This window comes from Hydrogenophaga sp. T66 (assembly GCF_057219855.1).
The window spans coordinates 239,849-264,438 of sequence record NZ_JBXVVX010000003.1; the positions used below are offsets into that span (position 1 = coordinate 239,849).

The following is a 24,590-nucleotide window of genomic DNA, read 5'->3' on the forward strand; positions in this document are numbered from 1 at the left end:
GATGGCACCGGCCGGCGCCCCGGTCAGTGGCGCCACCGGCGCCCGCACGGCGGCCTAAGCTTGATGGCCATGTTCCAGCCCGCCCCCACCGCGCAGCGCATCGCGGCCTTGCAGCAGGCCGAGCGCGAGCGCTTCATCGCCACCCACCCCCGTTCCCTCGCGCAGGCCCAGGCCGCCCGCGCGCACTACCTGTTCGGCGTGCCGCTGCACTGGATGCGCGACTGGCCCAGCCCCGCCACGCTGGCCGTCGCCCACGCGCAGGGTGTCACGCTGACCTGCGCCGACGGGCACACCTACCGCGACTTCTGCCTCGGCGACACCGGCGCCATGTTCGGCCACAGCCCCGCGCCGCTGGCGCGTGCGATCGCGGCGCAGGCGCTGCAGGGGCTGACCTGCATGCTGCCGTCCACGCGCGCGGTGGCGGTCGGCGAGGGGCTGGCGCGGGTGTTCGGCCTGCCGCGCTGGCAGCTCGCGCTCTCGGCCAGCGACGCCAACCGCTTCGTGCTGCGCTGGGCGCGCGCCATCACCGGGCGTCCGCAGCTGCTCGTCTTCGACGGCTGCTACCACGGCGCGGTCGACGACACGCTGGTCGACATGAACCCGGCCGACGGCGGCACGCTGCCCCGCGCCTCGGTGCTTGGCCAGGTGCACAACCACCACGCCTTCACGCGGGTGGTGCCGTTCAACGACCTCGCCGCGCTGGAGGCGGCGCTGGCCCGCGGCGACGTGGCCGCCCTGCTCGCCGAGCCGGCGCTCACCAATTTCGGGCTGGTCCCGCCGGTCGAAGGCTTCTGGGCCGCCGCGCGGGCGCTGTGCCGGCGCCACGGCGTGCTGTTCGTGATGGACGAGACCCACACCGTGTCGACCGCCCTGGGCGGCTACGCTCGGGCCCACGGTCTGGAGCCCGACATCCTCGTGGTGGGCAAGGCGGTGGCGGGCGGCCTGCCCTGCGCGGTGTATGGCTTCACCGACGAGGTGGCCGAGCGCATGACCGCCGCCAAGGAAGCCGCCCCCGACGGCCACAGCGGCATCGGCACCACGCTGGCCGGCAACGCGCTCGCCCTGGCCGCGCTGGACGCCGCCCTGACCCACCTGCACACGCCCGCCGCCTACGACCACATGCTCGCCACGGCCGCCGCGCTGGCCGACGGGCTGCGCCAGCGGCTTCGCGCGGCCGGGCGGCCCTGGACGGTCACGCGCCTGGGTGCGCGGCTGGAGCTGCAGTTCATGGACCACACGCCGCGCGACGCGCAGGACGTGCGCGACCATGCGCAAGCTGAGCTGGAATCGCTGACCCACCTCTACATGCTCAACCGCGGCGTGCTGCTCACGCCCTTCCACAGCATGATGCTGGCCTCGCCGGCCACCACCGCGGCCGACGTGCAGCGGCTGCTGGACGTGTTTGAGGAGCTGCTGGCCGCGCTGCGGCCCTGAGCCGCGAAGCCGGCCGCGCGCGCCTCAGCCCAGGCCGACCGGGGCCGGCGCGGTGCGCACGATGCGCGTGAACAGGCGGTCAAACGCCGGATCGCGCGGCGTGTCCGGGTGCAGCGGGTCGAGCGGGTGGTGGGCAAAGGCCGCGTTCAGGGCCTCGCGTTCGGCCTCGGGCATGTCCTGCGCCGCGGGCAGCACGACCTGCTCTTCCAGGCGCATGTGGGCGAGGTAGAAGTCGGCGTACTTGAGGGCCTCCTGGGCGAACGCCTGGCGGCGCGATTCGCCCAGGTATTCCCAGGCCATCAGCCGGTGCACCAGCTCGCGCACCCGGTCTTCGCCGCCCATGTGTTCCTTCTCCAGCCGTTCGATCGCGGGCAGCGTGTGCGGCGCGACCCGGGCGACGCGGGGAAACAGCAGGTCCGATTCGCGCGGGTGGTGATGCTTCTCGGGAAACTCGCTGATGTAGAACAGCATGGCCCGCAGCACGTCGAAGTAGCGGTCGCGCTCGTCGTCGCTGCCGGCCAGCGGCCCGCGTTCAATCAGGGCCACCATGCCCTGCAGCAGGGCGGCCAGGCTGGCGTGTTCGTCGCGCAGCGTGCGCAGGGCGTCGCGGGTCATGGTGTGTCTCCGGAAGGGCACCGGGCGTGACGCGCCGGGCCATGAGCGCAGGATGGCACAGGCCCCGCGCTGCGGCGTTGACCCACGTCAAGCGCACCCGCCCCGCGCGGCGTGTCACGACCCGGCGGGCGGCCGCCAGCGCTTGAGCAGCAAGGCGTTGGCCAGCACGCTGACCGAACTCAGCGCCATGGCCGCGCCAGCCACCACCGGGCTCAGGAAGCCCAGGGCCGCCAGCGGAATGCCGGCGACGTTGTAGGCGAAAGCCCAGAACAGGTTTTGCCGGATCTTGCGCACGGTGCGCCGCGAGATGTCGAGCGCCGCAGCCACCAGCCGCGGGTCGCCCCGCATGAGGGTGATGCCCGCCGCGTGCAGCGCCACGTCGGTGCCGCCGCCGTCGCGGTGGCTCATGGCCATGCCCACGTCGGCCGCGGCCAAGGCCGGGGCGTCGTTCACGCCGTCGCCCACCATCGCCACCGGCCCGTGATGCCGTGCGCGCAGCGTGGCGATGGCCGTGGCCTTGTCGCCCGGCAAGACCTCCGCCATCACCTCGCCGGCCGCCGGATCCAGTCCCAGCCGGCGGCCCATGGCCTCGGCCGCGCCGCGGTTGTCGCCCGACACCATCACCACCGCCAGGCCCGCCGCCCGCAGGCGCGCGATCGCGTCGGCCGCCCCGGCCTTGGGCTCATCGCCAAAGGCCAGCACCGCGCATGGCAGCGTGCGGCCATCGATCACCCGCGCCATCACCGACACGCTGGCCCCTTCGGCCTGGGCGCGCGAAGCCGCTGCCGCCAGACCGGGCGACAAGGCCGCGCCAAGCTCCTGCATCCAGCGCACGCTGCCCAGGCGCCACAGCCGCTCGTCCACCGAGCCTTCGCTGCCGCGTCCCGGCACGGCCTGCACGTCGCGCGGCACCGGCAGCGTCAGCCCCCGGGCCTGCGCCGCCCGCACCACGGCCCGGGCCAGCGGGTGTTCGCTGGCCTGCTGCAAACCGGCCGTGGTGGCCAGCAGCGCGGTTTCGTCGTCGCCCTCGCCGGGATGCAGGGCCAGCAAGCGCGGCTGGCCCTCGGTGAGCGTGCCGGTCTTGTCGAAGGCCACGGCGCGCACGCGGTGCGCCACCTCCAGCGCCGCGGCGTCCTGAATCAGGATGCCCGCGCGGGCGGCCGCGCCGGTGCCGGTGATGATCGCCGCGGGTGTGGCCAGACCCAGGGCACACGGACACGCAATCACCAGCACCGCCACCGCGTGCAGCCACGCCTCGTCGGCCGGGGCACCCACGGCAAACCATCCCAGCAGCGTCACCAGCGCAATCACCAGCACCACCGGCACAAACACCGCCGCCACCCGGTCCACCAGGCGCTGCACCGGCGCCTTGGCGGCCTGCGCGTCCTGCACCAGACCGATGATCTGCGCCAGCGTGCTGCGCGCACCCACCGCCACCACGCGCACCACGACACTGCCCTCGCCGTTGAGCGCGCCGCCCGTCACGCCGCTGCCCACGCCCTTGCTGACCGGCATGGCTTCGCCGGTCAGCAGCGATTCGTCGGCCTGCGTGTGGCCCTCGGTGACCACACCGTCGGCCGCAAAACGCTCCCCGGGTCGAACACGAATGTGATCGCCCGGCAACAGCTCATCCACCGGCACCTCGGTCGCTTCGGTGCGCTTCACGCCATCGGGCAACAGCAGCGCAGTGGCCGGCCGCAGCGCCTGCAGGGCGCGGATCGCCTCGCCCGCCTGGCGTTTGGCGCGCGACTCCAGCCATTTGCCCAGCAACACGAGCGTGATCACCACCGCCGATCCCTCGTAGTAGAGATGCACCATGGCGCCGGGCTCGGCCGCCCACCACAGCCAGGTCGACAGCGCCCAGCCGGCGGTCGTGCCGATGGCCACCAGCAGTTCCATGTTGCCGGCGCGGGCCTTCAGCGCCTGCCAGCCCGCCCGGTAAAAACGCGCCCCGAGCACGAACTGCACCGGCGTGGCGAGCAGAAACTGCCACAGCGCCGGCAACATCCAGTGCCGCCCGATCAGGTCGCCCACCATCGGCAGCACCAGCGGCGCCGACAGCAGCGCGGCCAGCAACACCGGCCAGGCATCGCGCGGCAGCCCGGCCACACGGTCGGCGTCCGGATCGGTGTCGACGTCCACGGCACGCGGCTCGTAGCCCGCGTCGCGCACCGCGCGCTTGAGCCTCGCCAGCGTTTCGGTGGCGTCGCCGGTGTGCACCCGCACACGGGCACTCTCGGTGGCCAGGTTCACGCTGGCGCCGGTCACGCCGGGCTGCCGCCCCAGCGCCTTTTCCACCCGCGCCACGCAGGACGCGCAGGTCATGCCGCCGATGCCGAGATCGAGCTCGCACACCGGATCGGTGGGGGAAGCGACCGAGGCATCCCTGGGAGACCCAGGAGAAGCAGTCAATGGGGCGGTCGATGGGTTCATGCCCCGCAGGTTAGACCTTCCCCCCGGGTCAAGGTCAAGCGGATGGATCAAAGACTTGACCTTGCCACGGCGGCACACTTCACCATGACACCTTCTTCAAACCCGATGGAGCTTCCACCATGCACCACACCTTCACCGTCCGCGTCATGAGCTGCGGCCATTGCGAACGCGCCGTCACCGCCGCTGTGCGCGGCATCGATCCGCAAGCCGAGGTCCGCATCGACCGCGCCCAACAGCGCGTGGACATTCAGTCCGACCAGTCCGCCGACACGCTGGCCGCCGCCATCCGCGAAGAGGGCTACACCGTCGAGACCGCGTGAATCGCGACATGAATCTTTACCGGCCAGCCACCGCGGGTGCACGACCGGTCAACGCCCGCGTCGCATCCTGAGCGCCTGGCCACCAGCCCGGTGGCCTCGTCTCAGGAGCCCCCCATGACACAGCCTGCTGCCCGCACCGCCGCCCCGTCCACCCCACCGTCAAACCGCCACCCGACCCTCGTCCGCGCCAGCCTGCTGGCGGCCGCGCTGGGCCTGTCCTTCGTCGCTGTCGCCCAAACCAACACCCCCCGCGACACCCCCCGCGACACCGCCCGTGACACGCCACCCGCCCACGCCGGGCGGGCCGGGCACCCCGCCCAACTCGCGCCTGAACACCACGCGGCGATGGCGCAACGCCACGCCGAACGACACGCCGAACGCCAGGCGGCCCTCAAGGCCGCCCTGCAACTGACCCCCGCCCAGGAAGCCGCGTGGCAGCGCTTCGCCACCGCCACCCAGCCCCCGTCTCCCCGGGACGCCCCCCACCGATCCCCGTCGGCCGACGGGCTGACCACGCCCGAGCGCCTGGACCGCATGGAAGCCTTCCGCGCCGAACGGGAGCGCGCCATGACCGAGCGGCACGCCGCCATCCGGGCGTTCTACGGCCAGCTCACGCCGTCGCAGCAAAAAACCTTCGACGCGCAGGCGTGGCCTCCCGGCCGCCCCGCCGGCCCCCTGCCGCACCGGCACGGTCCGCACCCGCGGGACGGTCAATCCTGACGGGCTGGACTTCTTCACTGTCTTTGTCTTAGGACTTAGATATTCAATTAGTGGTGGTAGTAGAGGGCGGGTCCCGGTGTGGACAAGCCCTCTTTTGCATTCTGGGACAAGGACTTACCACCGGAGCAAGCCTGGGGGTGGCACCGGGTTCCCGCTGTCGTGCCGACGGGCACAAGTCGGCGATTCATCCACCGGCTGTGGATAACCACGGTGTTATTCGTTTTTTATCCACAGCTCGGTCAACAAGCCCACGGGCTTTCCCCCATCCGCGGTCACCGTCTGTCACCGGCGCGCCGGAGGGCCGCTGCTAAGATGCCGCGCTTCCCCCTTTTCCGTGCCTTCCATGTCCCTGGCCCTTGCCGGCAAAGCGCCCGCCACGTTCGAGATCAAGAGCGCCCAACTGCCCCTGGTGGCCTTGTTGTTGAAGTCGTCCGATCTGGCGCGCCTTGACCAGGAACTCACTGAGCGTTTCGGCGACGTTCCCGACTTTTTCGACCACGATCCGCTGCTGATCGACCTGCACGCCCTGCCGCCGGCCGAGTCGGCCGGCGCGGCCGGCCCCGTTCCGGACTTCCCCGCCCTGATCGCCCTGCTGCAGCGCCACCGCCTGCGACCCGTGGCCGTGAAGGGCGGCGACGCCATCCAACAGGAATCCGCCGTGCGGGCCGGTCTCGTGCCTGCGGATGACGCCCTGCCCGGACGCAGCGCCGCCAGCGCTTCGCCCGCAGCGGACACCGCTTCGCCGGCCCCCGCTCCCGTGGCCCCGGCGCCGGGCGCCCTGGTGATCGATCGGCCCCTGCGCTCCGGCCAGCAGGTCTATGCCCGCGGTCGCGACCTGGTGGTGCTCGCCATGGTCAATCCCGGGGCCGAGGTCATCGCCGACGGCAACATCCACGTCTACGCCCCCCTGCGCGGCAAAGCCATCGCCGGCGCCCGCGGCGACACCGAAGCGCGGATCTTCACCCTGTCGATGGCGCCGGAGCTGGTGTCCATCGCGGGCGTCTACCGGACCAGCGAGGTGCCCTGGCCCGAGGCGCTGCTCCACAAACCGGCCCAGGTGCGGCTGCAGACCGGCCCCGACGGCGACCGGTTGATGGCCGAGCCGCTGTCCGGCTGACCCGGCCGCTTCACCCATCCCTGGCACCTCATTCCTCACGAAAGTCTCACCATGACCCAGATCGTTGTCGTCACCTCCGGCAAAGGCGGGGTGGGCAAAACCACCACCAGCGCCAGCTTTGCTACCGGCCTGGCCCTGCGCGGCCACAAGACCGCCGTCATTGATTTCGACGTTGGCCTGCGCAACCTCGATCTGATCATGGGTTGTGAACGCCGCGTGGTCTACGACCTGATCAATGTGATCCAGGGCGAAGCCAACCTCCACCAGGCCCTGATCAAGGACAAGCAGGTCGACCACCTGTTCATCCTCGCCGCCAGCCAGACCCGGGACAAGGACGCGCTCACGCAGGACGGCGTCAAGCGCGTGCTCGACGACCTGGCGGGCATGGGTTTCGACTTCATCGTCTGCGATTCGCCCGCCGGCATCGAGACGGGCGCCCTCATGGCCATGCACTACGCCGACCAGGCGCTGGTGGTGACCAACCCGGAGGTCTCCAGCGTGCGCGACTCCGACCGCATCCTGGGCATGCTGGCGAGCAAGACGCGGCGCGCCATCGAAGGCAAGGAGCCGGTCAAGGAACACCTGCTGATCACCCGCTACAACCCGCACCGCGTGGCCGACGGCCAGATGCTCAGCCTGCAAGACATCCAGGACATCCTGCGCATTCCGCTGATCGGGGTCATTCCGGAGAGTGAGGACGTGCTCACCGCCTCCAACCAGGGCTCACCCGCCATCCACCTCAAGGGCACCCCCGTGGCCGAGGCCTACGGCGATGTGATCGACCGCTTCCTCGGCGCCGACAAACCGATGCGTTTCACCGAAGCGGAGAAGCCCGGTTTCTTCAAACGCCTGTTCGGGGGGAAATGACCCATGTCCCTCCTGTCTTTCCTGCTGGGCGAGAAGAAGAAGACCGCCAGCGTCGCCAAGGAACGCCTGCAGATCATCCTGGCGCACGAGCGCAGCGGCCGCAACGCGGCCGAGCCCGATTACCTGCCGGCGCTGCAGCGCGAGCTGGTGGCCGTGATCGGCAAGTACATCCGCATCAATCCCGACGACATCAAGGTGCACCTCGACCGCCAGGACAACCTGGAGGTGTTGCAGGTGAAGATCGAGCTCCCCGAACGGGCCTGACCGACCCGGCGCCGCGCCGCCGCGGGATGGCGCAATCGAGCGCTGATTCGTACAATCCGGGGTGGTCCAGCGTTTGATGGGCCGCCAGCCGGCCTTGCGCCGGCCCCGTCCCGGCCTCGCCGGCCCTCCTCACAGACCGCTTGCCACGCGCAAGCCCCGCACCCCGACCGCCCGGCGCACCGCACCGGGCCCGCACCGACCGCCGCGCCGCCACCCGGCGCGACCGCGTCACCGGGGAACCCCGGCGTGCCCACCGGCCCGCCGCCACGACCACCGCAAGGACACCATGGCCAAAGAAGAACTGATCGACATGATGGGTATCGTCAACGAGGTGCTGCCCGACACGCGCTTCCGCGTGACGCTGGACAACGGGCACCAGCTCATTGCCTATTCCGCCGGCAAGATGAAGAAGAACCACATCCGCATCCTCGCCGGGGACCGGGTGTCGCTCGAACTCTCGCCCTACGACCTCACCAAGGGCCGCATCAATTTCCGCCACATCGAGGGCCGCGGCCCGATGGCGCCGCGCAAACCGCGCTGATCCCCGGTTGGGGTCGGGCCGGGCCGGCCTCAGGCCCTGACCCGCCGCTGGCGCACCGCCTGCGCCAGCCCCTCAAGCACCGGCAGCGTCTGCGACCAGCCCAGGCAGGCGTCGGTCACGCTCACGCCGTGGCGCAGCGGCTGTCCCGGTGTGATGTCCTGCCGGCCCTCTTCGAGGTGGCTTTCAATCATCACGCCCAGAATGCGCGATTCGCCCGCGGCGATCTGCGCGGCCACATCGGCGGCCACCTCGATCTGCCGGCGGTGGTCTTTGCGGCTGTTGGCGTGTGACACATCCACCATCAGCCGCTCGGGCAATCCCGCGGCCCGCAGCAAGCCCGCGGCGGCGGCGATGTCTGCGGCGCTGTAGTTGGGCTGCGCTCCGCCGCGCAGGATGACGTGGACGTCGGCGTTGCCGCGCGTCTCAAACACCGCGGCCGTACCCATCTTGGTCATGCCGATGAAGGCGTGTTCGGCGCGCGCGGCCTGCAAGGCGTCCACCGCCACCTTCACCCCACCGTCGGTGCCGTTCTTGAAGCCCACCGGGCAACTCAGGCCGCTGGCGAGCTGGCGGTGGCTCTGGCTTTCCGTGGTGCGCGCTCCGATCGCGCCCCAGCTGACCAGGTCGCTGATGAACTGCGGGCTGAGCAGGTCCAGAAACTCGGTGCCCACGGGCAGGCCGAGCGCCAGCACATCGAGCAGCAGACGACGCGCCATCTGCAGGCCCTCGTTGATGGCGAAGCTGCCATCCAGGTGGGGGTCGTTGATGTAGCCCTTCCAGCCGACGGTCGTGCGCGGCTTTTCGAAATACACCCGCATCACCACAAGCAGCGCATCGCCCAGGCGATCGGCTTCATGCCGCAATCGCCGCGCGTACTCCAGTGCCTGGTCGTGGTCGTGGATGGAACACGGCCCCACCACCACCACCAACCGGTCGTCGCGGCCGTGGAGCACGTCGGCGATGGCGGCGCGGCTGTCGGCCACCAGCGATTCGATGGCGTCGGTCGCGGGCAGCCATTCCTGCAGCAGGGCGGGCGTGAGCAGCGGACGGACGGCGCGGATGCGCCGGTCATCGACCCGGGTGGTGTCGTGGGTGGTCGGTGGTGTCATGGGGATGGGGGACAGGGGATCGGCGCAGCCTCGACCGGCGGGCGGGACGCCCGCCTCGGCGGTTGAAGCCTTCAACAAAGCGTCATTGTCCCCGCTTGTCACATTTCAGCGCCGGGCTGGCCGGCCGAAACCTCCGGTACCGCCGCGACCGCGGCCCGCCCCAGCGAGGTTTCCATGCTGTCCATGCATCGCATCCGTCCTTTGCTCTGGTCCGCCCTGACCCTGTGGTGGCTGAGTGTGGGGGCATCGACCGCCTTCGCGCAGGCCCCTGCGCCGGCATCCCTGGCGCCCGCGTGGGCCCAGGGCCCGGTGTGGGTGAACATCGGTGGCTTTTCGCGCCACTTCGTGCGCGGCAAGGGCTACAACGAAAACAACCTGGGCCTCGGTCTGGAGTTGCGCACGAGCGACGAGGTTTCGCTGATGGCGGGCTACTACGTCAACAGCATGCGCCGCGACACCCAGTACGCCGCCGTCAACTGGCAGCCCTGGACTCTTGGGGGCTGGCGGCTGGGGGTGGCGGTCGGCGTGATGAATGGCTACCCGGCCGTGGCCCGCGGCGGCACCTTTTTTGCCGCCCTGCCGATGGCCAGCTACGAAGGCGCGCGTTTCGGCGTGAACGTGGGCCTGATTCCGTCGATCAAGGACGTGGACGGCGCGCTGGTGGTCCAGTTCAAGATGCGACTGCGCTGAGCGGCGCCGCGGCGTACCATGCGGCGCTGACCTGTTCTGCGCCGCGTTCCATGGAATTCACCACCTGGCTCACCTTCTTTGCCGCCGCCTGGGCGATCAGCATCTCCCCGGGCGCCGGCGCCGTGGCGGCGATGAGCGCCGGCCTCACGCACGGCTTTCGCCGCGGCTACCTCACCACGCTGGGCCTCGTGCTGGGCATCTGGACGCAGCTCGTGGTGGTGGGCGTGGGGCTGGGCGCGCTGGTGGCGACCTCGGCGCTGGCGTTCCAGGTCGTGAAGTGGGTCGGTGTGGCCTACCTCGTGTGGCTGGGCGTCCAGCAATGGCGCGCGCCGGCCCGGCCGGTGGCGGTGGTGGCCGAGGGTCAGGCCCGGGCGTCGGCGCGTTCGCTCATCGTGCGCGGCTGGATCATCAACGCACTCAACCCCAAGGGCACGGTGTTCCTGCTGGCGGTGGTGCCGCAGTTCCTCGACCTCGGCCAGCCGCTGGCCCTGCAGTATCTGGTGATCGGCCTCACGCTGGGCTTCACCGACCTGGTGGTCATGGCCGGCTACACCGCGCTGGCCGCGCGGCTGCTGCGCAGCCTGACCGAGGCGTCCCACGTGCGGGCGTTGAACCGGGTGTTTGGCGGGCTGTTCGTGGTGGCGGGCGGGCTGCTGGCGGCCTTCAAGCGCGGCGCCTGAGGTCGCCCGCGCTCAGCAGTTGAACGGCTCGATGCCGCCGTCGAGCGAACGCCTTTCCAGCTCGATCGGCGGCAGGACGCGCGGCGCGCCTCCATCGATCACCACCGGCGGCAGCGTCACGCGGTAACGGTCCGCGGCCGGCGGTGCCAACGGCACCACCACCCACACCGACACCGGCGCCGCGGCGCCCCACGGCGCGCTCACCGCCGTGTCCAACGCCACGTCGCGCCCGCCCACGTGCACCGTGGAGCGCTCCAGCGGCGCGGTCACCCGCCGCCCGCTGTCGTCGCTCAACACCGCGTGGGGCACCTCCCAGCGCCACGGACCGCGCAGCGGCAGGTCCAGCGAGACGAAGGCGGTGAGCTCGGGCTTCGCGGGGTCGGTGACGAACAGGCGGCCCTTGAGCGTGAGGCCGTCGACGCTTTGCATGAACCCGTTTTCGTAGGACTGCAGGATGTTTTCGCAGCGGCGCTGTGGTGTCTCGCGCTGGCAGCGCGCGTGGTCGGCGGCCTGCGCCGCGCTTTCGGCCGCGCTGCGGTATTCGATCCAGCCGCGGCGCTCGCGGCCGGTCAGCGCCACCGGCTCGAAACGCGTGACGCGGCCATCGCTCCAGCGCACCGCGGGCCACTGCAGCGTCATGCGCGGCGGCGCCCAGCCGGCCACGCGCGGCCACAGCCCGGTGCCCACGAAACCCGTGGCCCGCGCCGGCTCCACCGGCGACAGCGCGGCCAGGTCGACCACCGCGTCCGCGGCCACCACCGTGCGCGCGCTCACCGACAGGCGGGGCGCCACCGGCGCGGCGCCGTCCAGCGTGGCCTGCGCGCTGGCGAAACGCAGCGTGGCGCCCGGCGAGAGCGTGAAATCCAGCCCCAGCGTGGGCGGCGACGACAAGGCGCTGGCGGCCGACAGGTCGAGCCGCACCGACGGCGCCAGCGGCGCGCGCAGGCGCGACGGCGGGCCGGCCTGCCCACCGCAGGATTGCCGGACCGCGGTGGCGCCCGGGACGTCCAGGCTGGGCCGGTAATAGGTGCCGTACGGCGCTGGCAGGCAGCCCGCCAACAGCACAGGCATGGCCAGCAGCGCGGCACGCGCTGCGACCGAGCCTGTCGGCCGCGTCTTCACGCCAGCGGACCGCCCAGGCGGTCGAAACCGATCATGCCGGCGCGCTCGCCGCGCGCGAGCTGCGCGGCGAGGTTGTCCAGCGCCGCCTCCACCTCCACCGGGCCCAGCGGCTGCCCGTCCGGCCCGCCGGGGATCGAGCCCACGAACACCGCCTGCCAGCCCGACTCGTGCTGGTCGGCCAGCAGCCGCAGCGCTTCGAACGAGGCGATCTGGTTGACCTGCGCGTCCAGGCACATCACCGGCCGCGGCGCCCGACCGGGCGCCAGCGCGGCGAACACCAGCAGCAGCTGGCGGGGTTCGGGGTGGGCCTGCGCCTGGCGAAGGAGGGTGTCAAAGTGGGTCATGGCGGTCGGGTTTGTCGCGCGATCGGGGCGAACATCGCGAGAAGCAGCGACAAACGGGCGTTTATCGGGGCTCGGTTGCCAAGCCCCTCTGCTTCAATCACGGTTCCGTACCCAAGGGAGTATTTCATGAAACGTCTGCGTTGCGCGGCCGTGGCGGCCGCCCTCGCGCTGGCCGGCGCGGCCCAGGCCGACACCGGCAAGTTGCTGCTCACCGGCGGCGTGAGCACCGTCGAGGGCGCCGCGGGCGGTGGCATCAGCCCGTGGGCCGTGATCGGCACGCAGGCCACCGAAGGCGAGACCGGCGTGTCGGTCCACGTCAGCCGTGTCGCCACGCGCGATTACGGTCTCACCGCCACCGGCATCGCCGTGGGCTGGAACGACCGTGTGGAGCTGTCGCTCGGCCACCAGGACTTCAACACCCGCGCCACCGGCACCGCGCTCGGCCTGCCGGGCCTGCGGCTGCGGCAGGACATCGTCGGCGCCAAGGTGCGCGTGGCGGGCGATGCGGTGCTCGACAGCGACACACTCATGCCGCAAATCGCGGTGGGTGTGCAGTTCAAGCGGCTGCAGCGCAGCGGCCTGGACCCGGTGCTCGACGCGCTGGGCGCCAAGCGCTCGGGCGCGGACTTGTACGTCAGCGCGACCAAGCTGTTTCTCGCCCAGGGCGTGCTCGTCAACGCCACGCTGCGCGCCACCAAGGCCAACCAGGGCGGCCTGCTCGGCCACGGGGCCACGCTGGGCGGCGCCGACAACGGCGTGGAACTGATGCCCGAGCTGTCGATCGCCTACCTGCTGCGCCGCGACCTCGCGGTGGGCGTGGAGTGGCGCGCCATGCCGGACAAGCTGCGCACCGCCGGCGCGGCCGCGGGCCTGGGCGACGGGCTGCGCGCGGGCCACTGGAAGGACGTGTTCATCGCCTGGGCGCCAAGCCGGAACGTCTCGCTGACCGCCGCCTGGGTCGACCTCGGCCCCATCGTGCCCGCCACCACCAACGGCCGCCGCCAGACCGGCGTGTACGTCTCGGCCCAGATCGCGTTCTGAGCCCGACCGACCGGAGAACCCGCATGAAAGTCCCCGTCTTCGCCCGCGCCTTGCTCGCCGCGGTCGCCCTGCCCGTCTTGTTCCTGCCGATGGCCCACGCCCAGGGCGCGGCCCCCGCGCCCTCGCCCGCCAGCGCCTACCCGGTGGCGCCCGCCCCCGGCCTTTACCAGGCCTTTGGCGAGCGCGCCGGCATCCGCCGCCTGATGGATGACTTTGTGGTCCGCCTGAAGGCCGACCCGCGCATCGGCGAGCAGTTTCGCGAAACCAACCTCGACAACCTCGCCGCCTCCCTGACGGACCAGCTCTGCCAGCTCAGCGGAGGACCCTGCGTCTACAAAGGCCCGGACATGAAGACGGCCCACGAGACCATGGACGTGACCAAGGCCCACTTCAACGCGCTGGTCGAGGTGCTGCAAGTCACCATGAGCGCACAGGGCATCCCCTTCGCGCGCCAGAACCAGATGCTCGCGCTGCTCGCACCGATGCACCGCGACGTCATCAACACCCGCTGACGCGGACCGGGAGAGCTTCATGCGACACGCCGCAACATGGATGGGCGCGCTGGCGATGCTGGTGGCCACGGCCGCCCACGCCGCCACGGTGCAGGTGACGGTGCTGGCCCGCGACGGCAAGCCGCTGTCCAATGCGGTGGTGGTGGTCGAGCCGGTGGTGCCCGGCGCGCGGCCAAAAGCCGGTGCACCGGTGCGTGCCGTGGTTCGGCAGGAGCGTTCGCAGTTCCAGCCCATCGTCACGCTGGTGCCGGTGGGCTCCACCGTGCGCTTCACCAACCAGGACCCCTACGACCACCACGTGCGCGTGCTGCCGGCCAGCGCCAGCCTGCTGGGCGAGAGCCGGCCGGCCGATGGCCATGAGTTGCGCCTGCCGCCGCCCGAGCCTGGCAAACCCGAGCCCGCGGCCGATGTGCAAATGTCGCGCGCCGGACCCTACCGGCTCGGCTGCCATCTGCACAGCACCATGCGCGGCTTCATTTACGTGACCGACACGCCGTGGGTGGCACAGACGGGCGAGGACGGTGTCGTCACCATCGCCGACGTGCCCGAAGGCCCCTCGCGGGTGCTGGTCTGGCACCCCGACCAGATCGTCGACGCCACGCCCGTCACGGTCGACGTGCGCGCGGTGGCGGCCATCAACGTGCCGACCACCATCCAGCCGCGGCGCCGGCGCTGACCCTCGATCTCAGCGGCGCGTGGCACGATAGCGCCATGCCCGAAATCACCCTTCACCTGCCCGACCTGGCCAGCGCCGACGATGCCGCGGCCGTGCTGTTCGAGTTGCAGGACCTGCCCTGCATCCACCAGGCCGACGTCGACCTCGCCACGCGCAGCGCCTGGGTCAGCCACAGCCCCATGATTTCTGCCGACGACATCGTGGCCGCCCTCGCCGAGGCCGGCCACACCGCGCAGCTGGCAGACCCCCAGGCCGACTGAGACGCGCCCCATGCAAGGCCTGCGGCGCAAAGTCGTCTACGTCACCCTGTTCGAGCTCATCGCCATCGCCGCCACCAGCGTTGGCCTGGCGCGACTGTCCGACCACAGCGTGGCCCACGCCAGCGTCGCCGCCGTGGCCTCGTCGGTCATCGCGGTCGTCTGGAACCTGGCCTACAACACGGCCTTCGAGCGCTGGGAAGCCCGCCAGCCCGTGAAAGGCCGCAGCTGGCGCCGCCGCGCCGCGCATGCGCTGGGCTTCGAGGGCGGCCTCGTGCTGCTGCTCGTGCCCCTGTTTGCGTGGTGGCTGCAGATCAGCCTGTGGCGCGCCTTTGTGCTCGACCTCGGCCTCATCGCCTTCTTTCTCGTCTACACCTTCGCCTTCAACCTCGCGTTCGACAAGGTGTTCGGCCTGCCCGCGTCGGCGATGCCGGTGGAGCGCGCCTGAGCGGCGCTCGCCCATCGCCGGGGTGCCAACGGGCGGTGGCCCCGGGGTGAGGCTTCAGGGCCCACCGAAGGCCGGCGGCATCTGGGTCCATTGGGCGTGGAAGCGGTTTTCGGCTTGGGTGGCGGCGGGCGCCCGGCGGCCCAACAAGACGTCCAGACCCGCGGTCGCGCTGTCGATCAGCGGCAGCGGACACACCGCCTGCAGCCGGTCGGCGTAACCCGCCAGGCCCGCGCCGCCCAGGATGATGCTCTCCACCCCGGCGCGGGCCGCCTGTTCGCAGGCCGCGCCCAGGCATTGCAGCGCCATCGCCGGGTCGGCCTGCAGCGCGGCGCCGCTGGGCGCCACCGTTTCGATGTGTCGCAGCAGCGGGCCGAACCCCAGCCCGTGTGCCAGTCGCGTCAGCATCGGCTTCCACCGCTCGCCCCCCGTGACGATGGCAAACGGCCCGCGCCGGGCCGCTTCGATGAACGAGGCCTCGGCGAGCCCGGTGACCGGGCAGGCGCTGACCTCGCGCAGCGCAAAAAGCCCCGGATCGCCGAAGCAACCAATCAGCACGCCCTCCAGCGGCTCCGGCGCCTGCGCCACGTGATGCGCCCACGCGTCCAGGCACGCGTGGGCCGCCACCGCGTGGCTGGCCTCGCAGGCGATGTACCGGGCGCCGAAGGCCGCGGTGCGCACCTCCAGCCGCGTCTGGGGCGGCAGCCGCGGCATCAGCACCTCGCACAGGCGCTCGGTGGTCAGCGGGTTGGTGTTGGGGTTGATGAGCAGGAAGCGGCGAAGCGGCGGCGGGTTCATGGGTCGAATGATGGGCCGCAGCGGGCGGTGCGGCGGCGTGTGGGGACACCACGCCCCTTCGTGGTGCGAGCCCGGCGCGCTCACCAAAGGGGTGCGCGCGATCGGGGCATGCGGTGGGGGCGTGCGGCGGGGGCGACCGCCAAGACGGGGCAACTTCCGTGCCGAGGCCGGCGGCGCGCGACGGCCTGGCTTGGCACGGAACGTGCGCCACGTCCGGCGTGGAGGCTGCCCGAGCTCTCGCAGCCCACCCCCGAGGAGAGCTTGCACGAACCCTGGAGAACCTATGAAGCGCCGTGATTTTCTGGCCGCCGGCACCGTTGCCGTGGCCGCCCCCTGGGTGCACGCCCAATCGTCCGCCTGGCCCACCCGCGGCCCGATCCGGCTGATCTGCCAGTACCCGCCCGGCGGTCTGGTGGACACGGTGGCCCGCCTCATGGCGCCCCACCTGTCGCAAGCGCTCTCGCAATCCGTGATCGTGGACAACCGCGCCGGCGCCGGCGGCCTGATCGGCACCGAGTTCGCCAGCCGCCAGCCCGCCGACGGCTACACCCTGCTCGTCAGCCACGCCTCGGTCCATGTGTACGCCACGGCCACCCGCCGCACCATGCCCTTCGATCCGCTGAACGACTTCACCCACATGGGCATGCTGGTGGAGGCCCCGATGCTGCTGCTGGTGCGCGCCGAGTCGCCGTACCAGACCCTGGCGCAGTACATCGAGGCGGCCAAGACCAAGCCGGTGCGCTACGGTTCCTCCGGCATCGGGTCGGCCAACCACCTGTTCGGCGAACTGCTCAAGATCGACGGCCAGGCCCGCGAACACGACCACGTGCCCTACCAGGGCAGCGCCCCCGCCATCAAGGACCTCATGGCCGGCCTCATCGACGGCGTTTTCGACCCGGTGACGACCAACGTGACCCAGCTCAAGGGCGGCACCCTGCGCGCCCTGGCCGTGTCCACCACCAGCCGCCTGACCGCGCTGCCCAACATCCCCACCTTCGCCGAGCAGGGCCTGCCTTCGCTCACCGGTTCGCAGTGGCTGGGCCTGTCCGCGCCCAAGAACCTGCCGGCCCCGATCGCGCAGCGCCTGACCGCCCTCATCCCTGAGATCCTGGCCAAACCCGACATCGCGCAGCGGCTCGACGACATCCAGACCCTGCCGCGCAAAACGCCGGTGGTCGGCGACGAGTTCGTCAAGCTGATCCAGTCCCAGATCACCAACTGGACCGCGGTGGCCAAGCGCGCCAAGGTGGAAGTGATCACCTGATCGCGTCCGCGCTCCCTCATCGCGCCGCGGCGGCCATCACCCACGCCTAGAATGGGTGAGCCCCCGCGGGTGTCCGTCTGGTGTTCATGCCGCGTCAACGGCCCCCCGAATGACCGAAGTCGATTTCAACGAGATCACCAGCTACCAGCGCTACAAGCTGATGGCCAGCCTGATAGTGCCCCGACCGATCGCGCTGGTGACCACACTCGGCGCCAACGGCGTGGTCAACGCGGCCCCGTTTTCCATGTTCAACATGATCGGCGAGGACCCGCCGATCCTGATGATCAGCATCAACCGCCTCGCTGATGGCCGCCTCAAAGACACCGCCGCCAACATCCTGCACAACGGCGAATTCGTGGTCCACATGTCAGACGAGCCGCTCGCGCAGCAAATGCACGCCTGCGGCGAATCGTTTCCCGCGGACGTGAGCGAACTCGCGGCCGTGGGCCTCACGCCCGTGGCCTCGCACACCGTGAAGCCGCCCCGCATCCAGGAAGCGCCCATCGCCTTCGAATGCGTGCTTCACGAGAAACTGGAAACGCCCAGCCGTTACGTGTTCATCGGCCGAATCCAGTGGCTGGCCGCGCGCGACGGCCTGATCGACACCGAGGCCTGGCGGGTCAACCTGCGCGACTACCGACCCATCGCCCGTTTCGGCGCGAGCTTCTACACCCGCACCGAAGACCGCTTCTCCCTCGCCGACCGCGCCGGCGAGCCGCCGCCACAGCAGACGTCCATCGATCGGATCTGAGCGCGGTGCGCTTGCACCGTGCTCAAGCCGCGGCGACAGCGCTCGCCGGGTTAGCGGGCGCGGGGTGTGAATACTTGAGGATTGCTGAACTTCCTACTAGGCGTGTTAATTGCTTGTTCAGCAGAACTTGCGTTCTCCTCGATACTGAATCCGATCAAGCTCGACTCAATTCGGGGTTGGCTCGAAACGGCGGCCTATTCCTGGCCTCGACATGCTGACAAGTGCTTGGCTTCAGCGACTAATCTCAGGTCTAGCGATTACCTCGATTTGAAGCTCTGCCAAATTGGGCGCGGATAGCTGACGTCCTGATGTTGGCTATGAACACCGCGCAACGCTCACAACTTCCCCCCGTGAGCGAGTAGGTCTGGGTTTGCGGCTGGCTGTATCGGAGCGCTGGTAGCTGGGTCGAAGCTGCCGCTCCCTCGGGTCCCGGTAATCACGGTATTCTCTTCCTTGGAGAAGGCGTCGATCAGCCTATTCCGCATGTCTGCGTCGGCTGCAAACACAGCCATCCAGATGCTGAAAAAGCCGTTCTCAACAGCCGTACGGATGATCTGGCGACGGAGCCCTGCACTCTGTGGCTCAGCATCGAGGTCCTCCTTGCTGGTAAGGGCCAGGAGCCAAGCCTGCATTCGTTGGGATACCCGGTCGATCGCAACAAGCTTGCCGTTCGCGTCTACGGCTTCTGCGATCCGCTTATCGAGACCAACGAGCGCCAGCGTTGCATCTGCTTGGGCGGCTACTGCGGGCGGCAGCGAACTGTCAACACTTACTGTGCCATCCTGCGCATATCGGTAGGCGATGAATGTGTTGTCCCTGTCCGGAAGCAAGACATCGGCAAGTACGACATCTTTGTCGCCCTTCGTTGAGTTGCAGTTCACGCACGCGAGAAGGAAGTTCTCCCACCTGCCCTCCAGGGCGGCGTACTCGGCAAGCCCCTTGGGCTGAATATGCTCAACGGCGAGTTGCGTTGCGATTCGGCGCTCGCAGTAGCTGCAGTACGGGCCCAGCCGCGACGCCAGCTCAGGAAACGCATCTCGGTAGTCGGCAAAGTCGCTCGCGTTCGGCGACGCTCCTCGACGGACAGGACGCATCACGACTCCCTGAGCTTGGCCGCGCGCTTCATCTCCAGAAAAGCTTGGAAGGCCGGGTTGTCGGCGTAAGGCGCGATGCTTTCGGCAAGGCGCTGCTTGTAGCTGGCGAGTTTCTCCTCGGGTGCTGCCGCAGCTTCCTCGAGCGTCTCTAGGTAGTCCCTTGCAACACTCTTCATTTCGGCATATCGCCTACTCACACTAGTGTCCGATACGCCTTGGATGCCCCTCGCTATCTCCTCAACCGAAAGGTCTGAGAGCTGTGCGGTAGGCTGTCCATCGAGCATGACGAGCTCGTCGCCAGTGCGAAGCGACTGGATCAAGAACGGAGAGTGGGTTGTGCAGATGAATTGAAGCCGGGGAAACGTGGTTCGCAGGTCCTCAACTACGTGGCGCTGCCAAGTTGGATGAAGATGGAGGTCTAGTTCGTCTACCAACACAAGCCCCGGAGTCTCAGCGAGGACACGCTCCCCAAGATGGGGATTGAGGGTAGCGGCCTTCTGCGCCAAGTCGCCGACCAGCGCGAGCATGCATCGCTGACCATCACTGAGATTCATGAATGGCTGCTGCTCGCCTCGCTCGAAGCGAACGATGACCTCCCCCAACTTCGGATCGAAGGCGAGCTGTCTAGCCCCCTGCACATTACGTACGAGGGCTTCCCTGACGGCAGCGAAGGTATTCGTCTCCTTGCCCCCCTGCTGAAAAGTCAGCCAGGACTGCTGTGCTATCCACTGGACGAGGGCAGCGATAGAGAGTCGAGGGTCGACGCTGTTGTGATAGCCCAAAAGGCGCGAGCGTTGCGCCCTAAAAAGTCCCTTCGCCGGATCTCGCACCCTGCCCTGCTCACGAGGGATGTCCCAGAGCCTGCCAGTGCCATAGTAGGAGATGAGCGGTAGAGTGATCGGCTGCCCATCACGCACTGCGCGCTCGGTCTGTTCCCCGAGCGACTTGATCTCACGAGCCTCTCCATATTTCGTACGACCGCCAGGACCATCGAGTGTCCGTCGCCACGTTAGTGGCTGCTCCTGAACGACCCCACGAGCCTCGACGACGCATGGGAACTGCTGCTCCCACGTCATCGTCGCCTCGGCTTCGCTTCCTTGAAGGCGTACGTCCTCTGGGCGAATGTGGCGGCTGTCGTACCCTCTGAGGCCAAGAAACCAACTCCCGGCTGCTACTGCGAGTGCATCTAAGACGGACGTCTTGCCAGAACCGTTCTCGCCAATAACAAGATTGAACCCAGGATGAAAGCTGAGTTCACGTTGGGAGAACCCCTTGAAGTTCTCGATTCGCAGCTGCTCTATGCGCATCGGAGTCCAATCGTGCGACATTGACAATCACAATAAAGCCTCCGCAGCCCCCTAGACTGTCCACGAGGTCATGACAGGAATGTCAAGGATATGAGAATCTAGCGCCTGTCGATTTCCACAAATCAGTTGCGCTGATCGCTCATGCGGGAGGGGCGTTTCAGCCAAGGCGGTACCTTGAGCCAAGCTAAAGCTCTGTTTCTGTCTGCCAAGTCATGCTGAGCAGCGCCCTTGTTGCAAGTCGACAGACGCTTCACACGTCAATATTCCCCGCCCGCAGCGCGTTCGTTTCGATGAAGTCCCGCCGCGGTTCCACCTCATCCCCCATCAGCATCGTGAACACGCGGTCGGCCTCGATCGCGTCGTCGATCTGCACGCGCAGCAGCCGGCGCACGGTGGGGTCCATGGTGGTTTCCCACAGCTGCTCGGGGTTCATTTCGCCCAGGCCTTTGTAGCGCTGGCGGGCGGTGCTGCGTTCGGCTTCGGCGATCAGCCAGTGCATGGCCTGGCGGAAGTCGCCCACGCGCTCTTCCTTCTGCTTGTCGCCCTCGCCGCGCTGCACCTTGGCGCCGTCGCCCAGCAGGCCGCGGAAGGTGTTGGCGGCGTGGGCCAGGGCGGCGTAGTCGGCGCCGTGGACGAAGTCCTGGGTGATGACGCTGCTCTTGATGTTGCCGTGGTGGCGGCGGCTGATGCGCAGCACGGGTTTGTCGCTGCGCGCGTCGAATTCGGCGGCCACCTCGGCGGGCACGCCGGTGGTGCTGAGCTCGCGCAGCTTGGCCTGCAGGGCCTGGGCGCTGGCGGCGGCGCCTTCCATGTCGTCGAGGTTGAGCACCACGCCGTCGGCCACGGCGCGCAGCGCCTCGGCGTCCATGAAGGCGGACAGGCGGGCGATCACCTGTTCGGCGGTCTGGTGTTTGCGGGCAAGCTCGGCCAGGGTGTCGCCGTCGAGGGTGCGGCTGTCGGCGCCGCCGGTGATCACGCGCGCGTCCTTCAGCGCGATGCGCAGCAGGAAGGTATCGAGCGCGTGGCCGTCCTTGAGGTACAGCTCTTCCTTGCCGGCCTTCACCTTGTACAGCGGCGGCTGCGCGATGTAGATGTGGCCGCGCTCGACCAGCTCGGGCATCTGCCGGTAGAAGAAGGTCAGCAGCAGCGTGCGGATGTGGGCGCCGTCGACGTCGGCGTCGGTCATGATGATGATGCGGTGGTAGCGCAGCTTGGCCACGTCGAAGTCATCGGCGCCGCTTTTGCCGTCGCCCGCGCTGCCGGCCTTGCCGATGCCCGTGCCCAGCGCGGTGATCAGCGTGAGGATTTCGTTGGAGGTGAGCAGCTTCTCGTAGCGCGCTTTCTCCACGTTGAGGATCTTGCCGCGCAGCGGCAGGATCGCCTGGAACTTGCGGTCGCGGCCCTGCTTGGCCGAGCCGCCGGCCGAGTCGCCCTCCACGATGTAGATCTCACACAGCGCCGGGTCCTTCTCCTGGCAGTCGGCGAGCTTGCCGGGCAGGCCCATGCCGTCGAGCACACCTTTGCGGCGCGTCATCTCGCGCGCCTTGCGGGCGGCTTCGCGGGCCTTGGCGGCTTCCACGATCTTGCCGCAGATGATCTTGGCGTCGTTGGGCTTTTCCTGCAGGTAGTCGGTGAGCAGGCGGGCCACCACGTCTTCCACCGGGCCGCGCACCTCGCTGGACACCAGCTTGTCCTTGGTCTGGCTGCTGAACTTGGGCTCGGGCACCTTCACGGAGAGGACGCAGCACAGGCCTTCGCGCATGTCGTCACCCGTGACCTCGACCTTGGCTTTCTTGGCCAGGTCGTTCTCTTCGATGTATTTGTTGATGACGCGGGTCATCGCGGCGCGCAGGCCGGTGAGGTGGGTGCCGCCGTCGCGCTGCGGGATGTTGTTGGTGAAACACAGCACCTGCTCGTTGTAGCCGCTGTTCCACTGCATGGCGACTTCCACACCGATGTTGGTGCCCTGGTCGCTCTGACGATCGCCGAGCGCGTGGAAGATGTTCGGGTGCAGGACGGTCTTGCCCTTGTTGATGAACTCGACAAAGCCCTTGACGCCACCGGCGCCCGAGAAGTCGTCTTCCTTGCCGCTGCGCTCGTCGATCAGGCGGATGCGCACGCCGTTGTTGAGGAAGCTCAGCTCGCGCAGGCGCTTGCTCAGGATTTCGTAGTGAAAGTCGTTGTTCTCTTTGAAGATCTCGGTGTCGGGCAGGAAATGGACTTCGGTGCCGCGTTTCTCGGTGGCGCCGGTCACCTTCATCGGTGAAACCTCCACGCCGCCCTGCGTTTCCAGCAGGCGGTTTTGCACCACGCCGCGCGCGAACTCCAGCTGGTGCACCTTCCCCTCGCGGCGCACCGTCAGGCGCAGCCACACCGACAACGCGTTCACGCAGCTCACGCCCACGCCGTGCAGACCGCCCGAGACCTTGTAGCTGTTCTGGTTGAACTTGCCGCCCGCGTGCAGCTCGGTCAGCGCGATCTCGGCGGCCGAGCGCTTGGGCTCGTGCTTGTCGTCCATCTTCACGCCGGTCGGGATGCCGCGGCCGTTGTCCACCACGCTGATGGAGTTGTCGGTGTGGATGGTGACCACGATGTCGTCGCAGTGGCCCGCCAGCGCCTCGTCGATGGAGTTGTCGACCACCTCGAACACCAGGTGGTGCAGGCCGGTGCCGTCGGACGTGTCGCCGATGTACATGCCCGGGCGCTTGCGCACCGCCTCCAGACCTTCCAGGATCTGGATCGAGCCTTCGCCATAGCCCTCGCTCGCGCCGGCCTGGTGGGCGTCGATCTTGGGCTGGAAATTGGAGCTGTCGGGGTTGGCGGCACCGTTTTCGGACGGGTCAACGGGCTTGCTGGCTTCGGACATGGTGAATTTCTCGGACTTCTAGAAGCGCCAAACCCGCCAAGTGCGGGTTGAGCTGGGGACCGGTGGTGCGCAGGCTTCTTGGTCCAGGCCAGCGCGGAACCGGCTTTGCCGGGCCGCTGCTGGCGCCCCCTGGGGGGTGACGCCGAAAGCGGCGCAGGGGGGTCAAATTCTCATGGGCATCACGACGTACTTGAACGCGTTGTCGTCGGGGTTGGTGATCAGCGCGGAGCTGTTGCCGTCCTGGAGCTCGATGCGGACCATTTCCTGGCCCATGTTCTGCAGCGCGTCGATCAGGTAGGTGACGTTGAAGCCGATCTCGATGTCGGCGCCGCTGTAGTCGATGTCGAGCTCGTCCACCGCCTCTTCCTGCTCGGCGTTGCTCGAAGCCACGCGCAGCGCGCCGGCTTCCAGGTTCAGGCGCACGCCCTTGAACTTCTCGCTCGTCATGATGGCCGTGCGCTGCAGGCAGGCCAGCAGCGGGGCGCGGCCCAGCGTGACGATGTTCTTGTGGTTCTTGGGGATCACGCGGTTGTAGTCGGGGAACTTGCCCTCGACCAGTTTGGTGACGAACTCCATGCCGTCAAAGCTGAACTTGGCCTGGTTGGCCGCGAACTGCATTTCGATGGCGCCTTCCTTGTCGGACAGCAGGCGCTGCAGCTCCAGCACCGTCTTGCGCGGCAGGATCACCTCCTGCTTGGGCACGTCCACGTCCAGCGTGGCACTGGCAAACGCCAGCCGGTGGCCGTCGGTGGCCACCAGGCTGAGCTGCTTGCCTTCGGCCACGAACAGGATGCCGTTGAGGTAGTAGCGGATGTCGTGCACCGCCATGGCAAACGACACCTGACCCAGCAGGCCCTTGAGCGTTTTCTGCGGCACGCTGAACGCCGGCCCAAAGCTCGCCGACTCCTGCACCAGCGGGAAGTCCTCCGCGGGCAGGCTTTGCAGCGTGAAGCGGCTCTTGCCCCCCTTGAGCACCAGCTTGCCGCCGGTGGCTTCCAGACTCACCGTCTGGTCGCCCGGCATCGTGCGCAGGATGTCGATCAGCTTGCGCGCGCCCAGCGTGGTGGCGAAGCTGCCGTCGTCGCCGTCGAGTTGCGCCGTGGTGCGGATCTGGATCTCCAGGTCGCTCGTGGTGAGCTGCAGCGCGCCGCCGGTCTTGCGCAGCAGCACGTTGGCCAGGATCGGCAGCGTGTGGCGCCGCTCGACGATGCCGGCCACCGACTGCAGGGCGGCCAGAACCTTGTCCTGGGTCGATTTGAAAACGATCATGGGCGGGCTCTTTCGTCGTCAGGGTAAGGGGCGGCCGGCGGCGGCCAAAACGGG

At 69.1% G+C, this 24,590-nt stretch carries 26 protein-coding genes; 16 read left to right on the forward strand and 10 right to left on the reverse strand.

Annotated features, from left to right (window positions below; translation table 11 throughout):
• Positions 1–69: 69 nt before the first annotated feature.
• Entirely contained in the window at positions 70–1,434 is a 1,365-nt protein-coding gene (locus tag AC2D80_RS13460; RefSeq protein ID WP_484633531.1) for a transaminase, read from the forward strand.
• A 24-nt stretch (positions 1,435–1,458) separates the two neighbouring features.
• Here AC2D80_RS13460 and AC2D80_RS13465 read toward each other — a convergent pair whose 3' ends face one another.
• Positions 1,459–2,049, reverse strand: a complete 591-nt coding sequence (locus AC2D80_RS13465; protein ID WP_484633532.1) for a hemerythrin domain-containing protein — start codon at positions 2,047–2,049, stop codon at positions 1,459–1,461.
• A gap of 114 nt (positions 2,050–2,163) precedes the next feature.
• A complete protein-coding gene (locus AC2D80_RS13470) occupies positions 2,164–4,482 on the reverse strand; it encodes a heavy metal translocating P-type ATPase (protein ID WP_484633533.1) in 2,319 nt (772 codons plus the stop codon).
• A gap of 119 nt (positions 4,483–4,601) precedes the next feature.
• On the opposite strand from AC2D80_RS13470, the gene AC2D80_RS13475 reads away from it, so the two are divergent.
• The 6 genes from AC2D80_RS13475 to infA all read left to right on the forward strand — a co-directional run bounded on the left by AC2D80_RS13475 (position 4,602) and on the right by infA (position 8,311).
• A complete protein-coding gene (locus tag AC2D80_RS13475; RefSeq protein WP_484633534.1) occupies positions 4,602–4,802 on the forward strand; it encodes a heavy-metal-associated domain-containing protein in 201 nt (66 codons plus the stop codon).
• 114 nt (positions 4,803–4,916) lie between these two features.
• Positions 4,917–5,522 carry a Spy/CpxP family protein refolding chaperone gene (locus AC2D80_RS13480; RefSeq protein WP_484633535.1) on the forward strand — a complete coding sequence of 202 codons (606 nt, stop codon included), beginning with the start codon at positions 4,917–4,919 and terminating at the stop codon, positions 5,520–5,522.
• 343 nt (positions 5,523–5,865) lie between these two features.
• Complete coding sequence (gene minC / locus AC2D80_RS13485) at positions 5,866–6,639, forward strand: septum site-determining protein MinC (protein ID WP_484633536.1); 774 nt, start codon at positions 5,866–5,868, stop codon at positions 6,637–6,639.
• A 51-nt stretch (positions 6,640–6,690) separates the two neighbouring features.
• Positions 6,691–7,506 carry a septum site-determining protein MinD gene (gene minD / locus AC2D80_RS13490; protein WP_484633537.1) on the forward strand — a complete coding sequence of 272 codons (816 nt, stop codon included), beginning with the start codon at positions 6,691–6,693 and terminating at the stop codon, positions 7,504–7,506.
• A 3-nt stretch (positions 7,507–7,509) separates the two neighbouring features.
• The gene (gene minE, locus AC2D80_RS13495) at positions 7,510–7,770 is read left to right on the forward strand and encodes a cell division topological specificity factor MinE (RefSeq protein WP_484633538.1); all 261 of its coding nucleotides are present in this window, start codon (positions 7,510–7,512) and stop codon (positions 7,768–7,770) included.
• A 286-nt stretch (positions 7,771–8,056) separates the two neighbouring features.
• Complete coding sequence (infA, locus tag AC2D80_RS13500) at positions 8,057–8,311, forward strand: translation initiation factor IF-1 (RefSeq protein ID WP_066260756.1); 255 nt, start codon at positions 8,057–8,059, stop codon at positions 8,309–8,311.
• 29 nt (positions 8,312–8,340) lie between these two features.
• Here infA and AC2D80_RS13505 read toward each other — a convergent pair whose 3' ends face one another.
• Positions 8,341–9,420: a 3-deoxy-7-phosphoheptulonate synthase gene (locus tag AC2D80_RS13505; protein ID WP_484633539.1), complete on the reverse strand. Its 1,080-nt coding sequence runs from the start codon at positions 9,418–9,420 to the stop codon at positions 8,341–8,343.
• 174 nt (positions 9,421–9,594) lie between these two features.
• Between AC2D80_RS13505 and AC2D80_RS13510 the strand changes: the two genes are divergently transcribed.
• The gene (locus AC2D80_RS13510) at positions 9,595–10,110 is read left to right on the forward strand and encodes a hypothetical protein (protein ID WP_484633540.1); all 516 of its coding nucleotides are present in this window, start codon (positions 9,595–9,597) and stop codon (positions 10,108–10,110) included.
• A 50-nt stretch (positions 10,111–10,160) separates the two neighbouring features.
• Positions 10,161–10,790, forward strand: coding sequence for a LysE family transporter (locus AC2D80_RS13515; RefSeq protein WP_484633541.1), 630 nt, complete (start codon positions 10,161–10,163; stop codon positions 10,788–10,790).
• A gap of 12 nt (positions 10,791–10,802) precedes the next feature.
• On the opposite strand, the gene AC2D80_RS13520 is transcribed toward AC2D80_RS13515, so the two are convergent.
• Positions 10,803–11,861, reverse strand: a complete 1,059-nt coding sequence (locus AC2D80_RS13520) for a hypothetical protein (RefSeq protein WP_484633542.1) — start codon at positions 11,859–11,861, stop codon at positions 10,803–10,805.
• A 47-nt stretch (positions 11,862–11,908) separates the two neighbouring features.
• The gene (locus tag AC2D80_RS13525; protein ID WP_484633543.1) at positions 11,909–12,256 is read right to left on the reverse strand and encodes a hypothetical protein; all 348 of its coding nucleotides are present in this window, start codon (positions 12,254–12,256) and stop codon (positions 11,909–11,911) included.
• 126 nt (positions 12,257–12,382) lie between these two features.
• Between AC2D80_RS13525 and AC2D80_RS13530 the strand changes: the two genes are divergently transcribed.
• The 5 genes from AC2D80_RS13530 to AC2D80_RS13550 are packed head-to-tail and all read left to right on the forward strand — an operon-like array spanning position 12,383 to position 15,190.
• A complete protein-coding gene (locus AC2D80_RS13530) occupies positions 12,383–13,297 on the forward strand; it encodes a DUF3034 family protein (RefSeq protein ID WP_484633544.1) in 915 nt (304 codons plus the stop codon).
• A 23-nt stretch (positions 13,298–13,320) separates the two neighbouring features.
• Positions 13,321–13,809, forward strand: a complete 489-nt coding sequence (locus AC2D80_RS13535; RefSeq protein WP_484633545.1) for a group I truncated hemoglobin — start codon at positions 13,321–13,323, stop codon at positions 13,807–13,809.
• Between the two features lie 19 nt (positions 13,810–13,828).
• The gene (locus AC2D80_RS13540; protein WP_484633546.1) at positions 13,829–14,485 is read left to right on the forward strand and encodes a cupredoxin domain-containing protein; all 657 of its coding nucleotides are present in this window, start codon (positions 13,829–13,831) and stop codon (positions 14,483–14,485) included.
• 35 nt (positions 14,486–14,520) lie between these two features.
• A complete protein-coding gene (locus tag AC2D80_RS13545; protein ID WP_484633547.1) occupies positions 14,521–14,745 on the forward strand; it encodes a heavy-metal-associated domain-containing protein in 225 nt (74 codons plus the stop codon).
• 10 nt (positions 14,746–14,755) lie between these two features.
• Positions 14,756–15,190, forward strand: coding sequence for a PACE efflux transporter (locus tag AC2D80_RS13550; RefSeq protein ID WP_484633548.1), 435 nt, complete (start codon positions 14,756–14,758; stop codon positions 15,188–15,190).
• A 54-nt stretch (positions 15,191–15,244) separates the two neighbouring features.
• Here AC2D80_RS13550 and AC2D80_RS13555 read toward each other — a convergent pair whose 3' ends face one another.
• Positions 15,245–15,985: an aspartate/glutamate racemase family protein gene (locus tag AC2D80_RS13555; RefSeq protein ID WP_484633549.1), complete on the reverse strand. Its 741-nt coding sequence runs from the start codon at positions 15,983–15,985 to the stop codon at positions 15,245–15,247.
• Positions 15,986–16,268: 283 nt separating this feature from the next.
• Between AC2D80_RS13555 and AC2D80_RS13560 the strand changes: the two genes are divergently transcribed.
• Positions 16,269–17,249 (forward strand): Bug family tripartite tricarboxylate transporter substrate binding protein, encoded by a 981-nt coding sequence (locus tag AC2D80_RS13560; RefSeq protein ID WP_484633550.1) that lies wholly within the window; start codon positions 16,269–16,271, stop codon positions 17,247–17,249.
• Positions 17,250–17,358: 109 nt separating this feature from the next.
• The gene (locus tag AC2D80_RS13565; RefSeq protein ID WP_484633551.1) at positions 17,359–18,000 is read left to right on the forward strand and encodes a flavin reductase family protein; all 642 of its coding nucleotides are present in this window, start codon (positions 17,359–17,361) and stop codon (positions 17,998–18,000) included.
• Between the two features lie 335 nt (positions 18,001–18,335).
• Here the strand turns inward: AC2D80_RS13565 and AC2D80_RS13570 are convergent, their stop codons facing one another.
• From AC2D80_RS13570 to dnaN, 4 genes are all read right to left on the reverse strand, one after another.
• Complete coding sequence (locus AC2D80_RS13570; protein WP_484633552.1) at positions 18,336–19,094, reverse strand: HNH endonuclease; 759 nt, start codon at positions 19,092–19,094, stop codon at positions 18,336–18,338.
• Positions 19,094–20,401 (reverse strand): AAA family ATPase, encoded by a 1,308-nt coding sequence (locus AC2D80_RS13575; protein WP_484633553.1) that lies wholly within the window; start codon positions 20,399–20,401, stop codon positions 19,094–19,096. Before AC2D80_RS13575 ends, AC2D80_RS13570 begins: the two co-directional genes overlap by 1 nt.
• 250 nt (positions 20,402–20,651) lie before the next feature.
• On the reverse strand, positions 20,652–23,267 hold the full coding sequence (gene gyrB, locus AC2D80_RS13580; protein ID WP_484633554.1) for a DNA topoisomerase (ATP-hydrolyzing) subunit B: 2,616 nt from the start codon (positions 23,265–23,267) through the stop codon (positions 20,652–20,654).
• A gap of 162 nt (positions 23,268–23,429) precedes the next feature.
• Positions 23,430–24,536: a DNA polymerase III subunit beta gene (gene dnaN / locus AC2D80_RS13585; RefSeq protein WP_484633555.1), complete on the reverse strand. Its 1,107-nt coding sequence runs from the start codon at positions 24,534–24,536 to the stop codon at positions 23,430–23,432.
• Positions 24,537–24,590 lie beyond the last annotated feature (54 nt).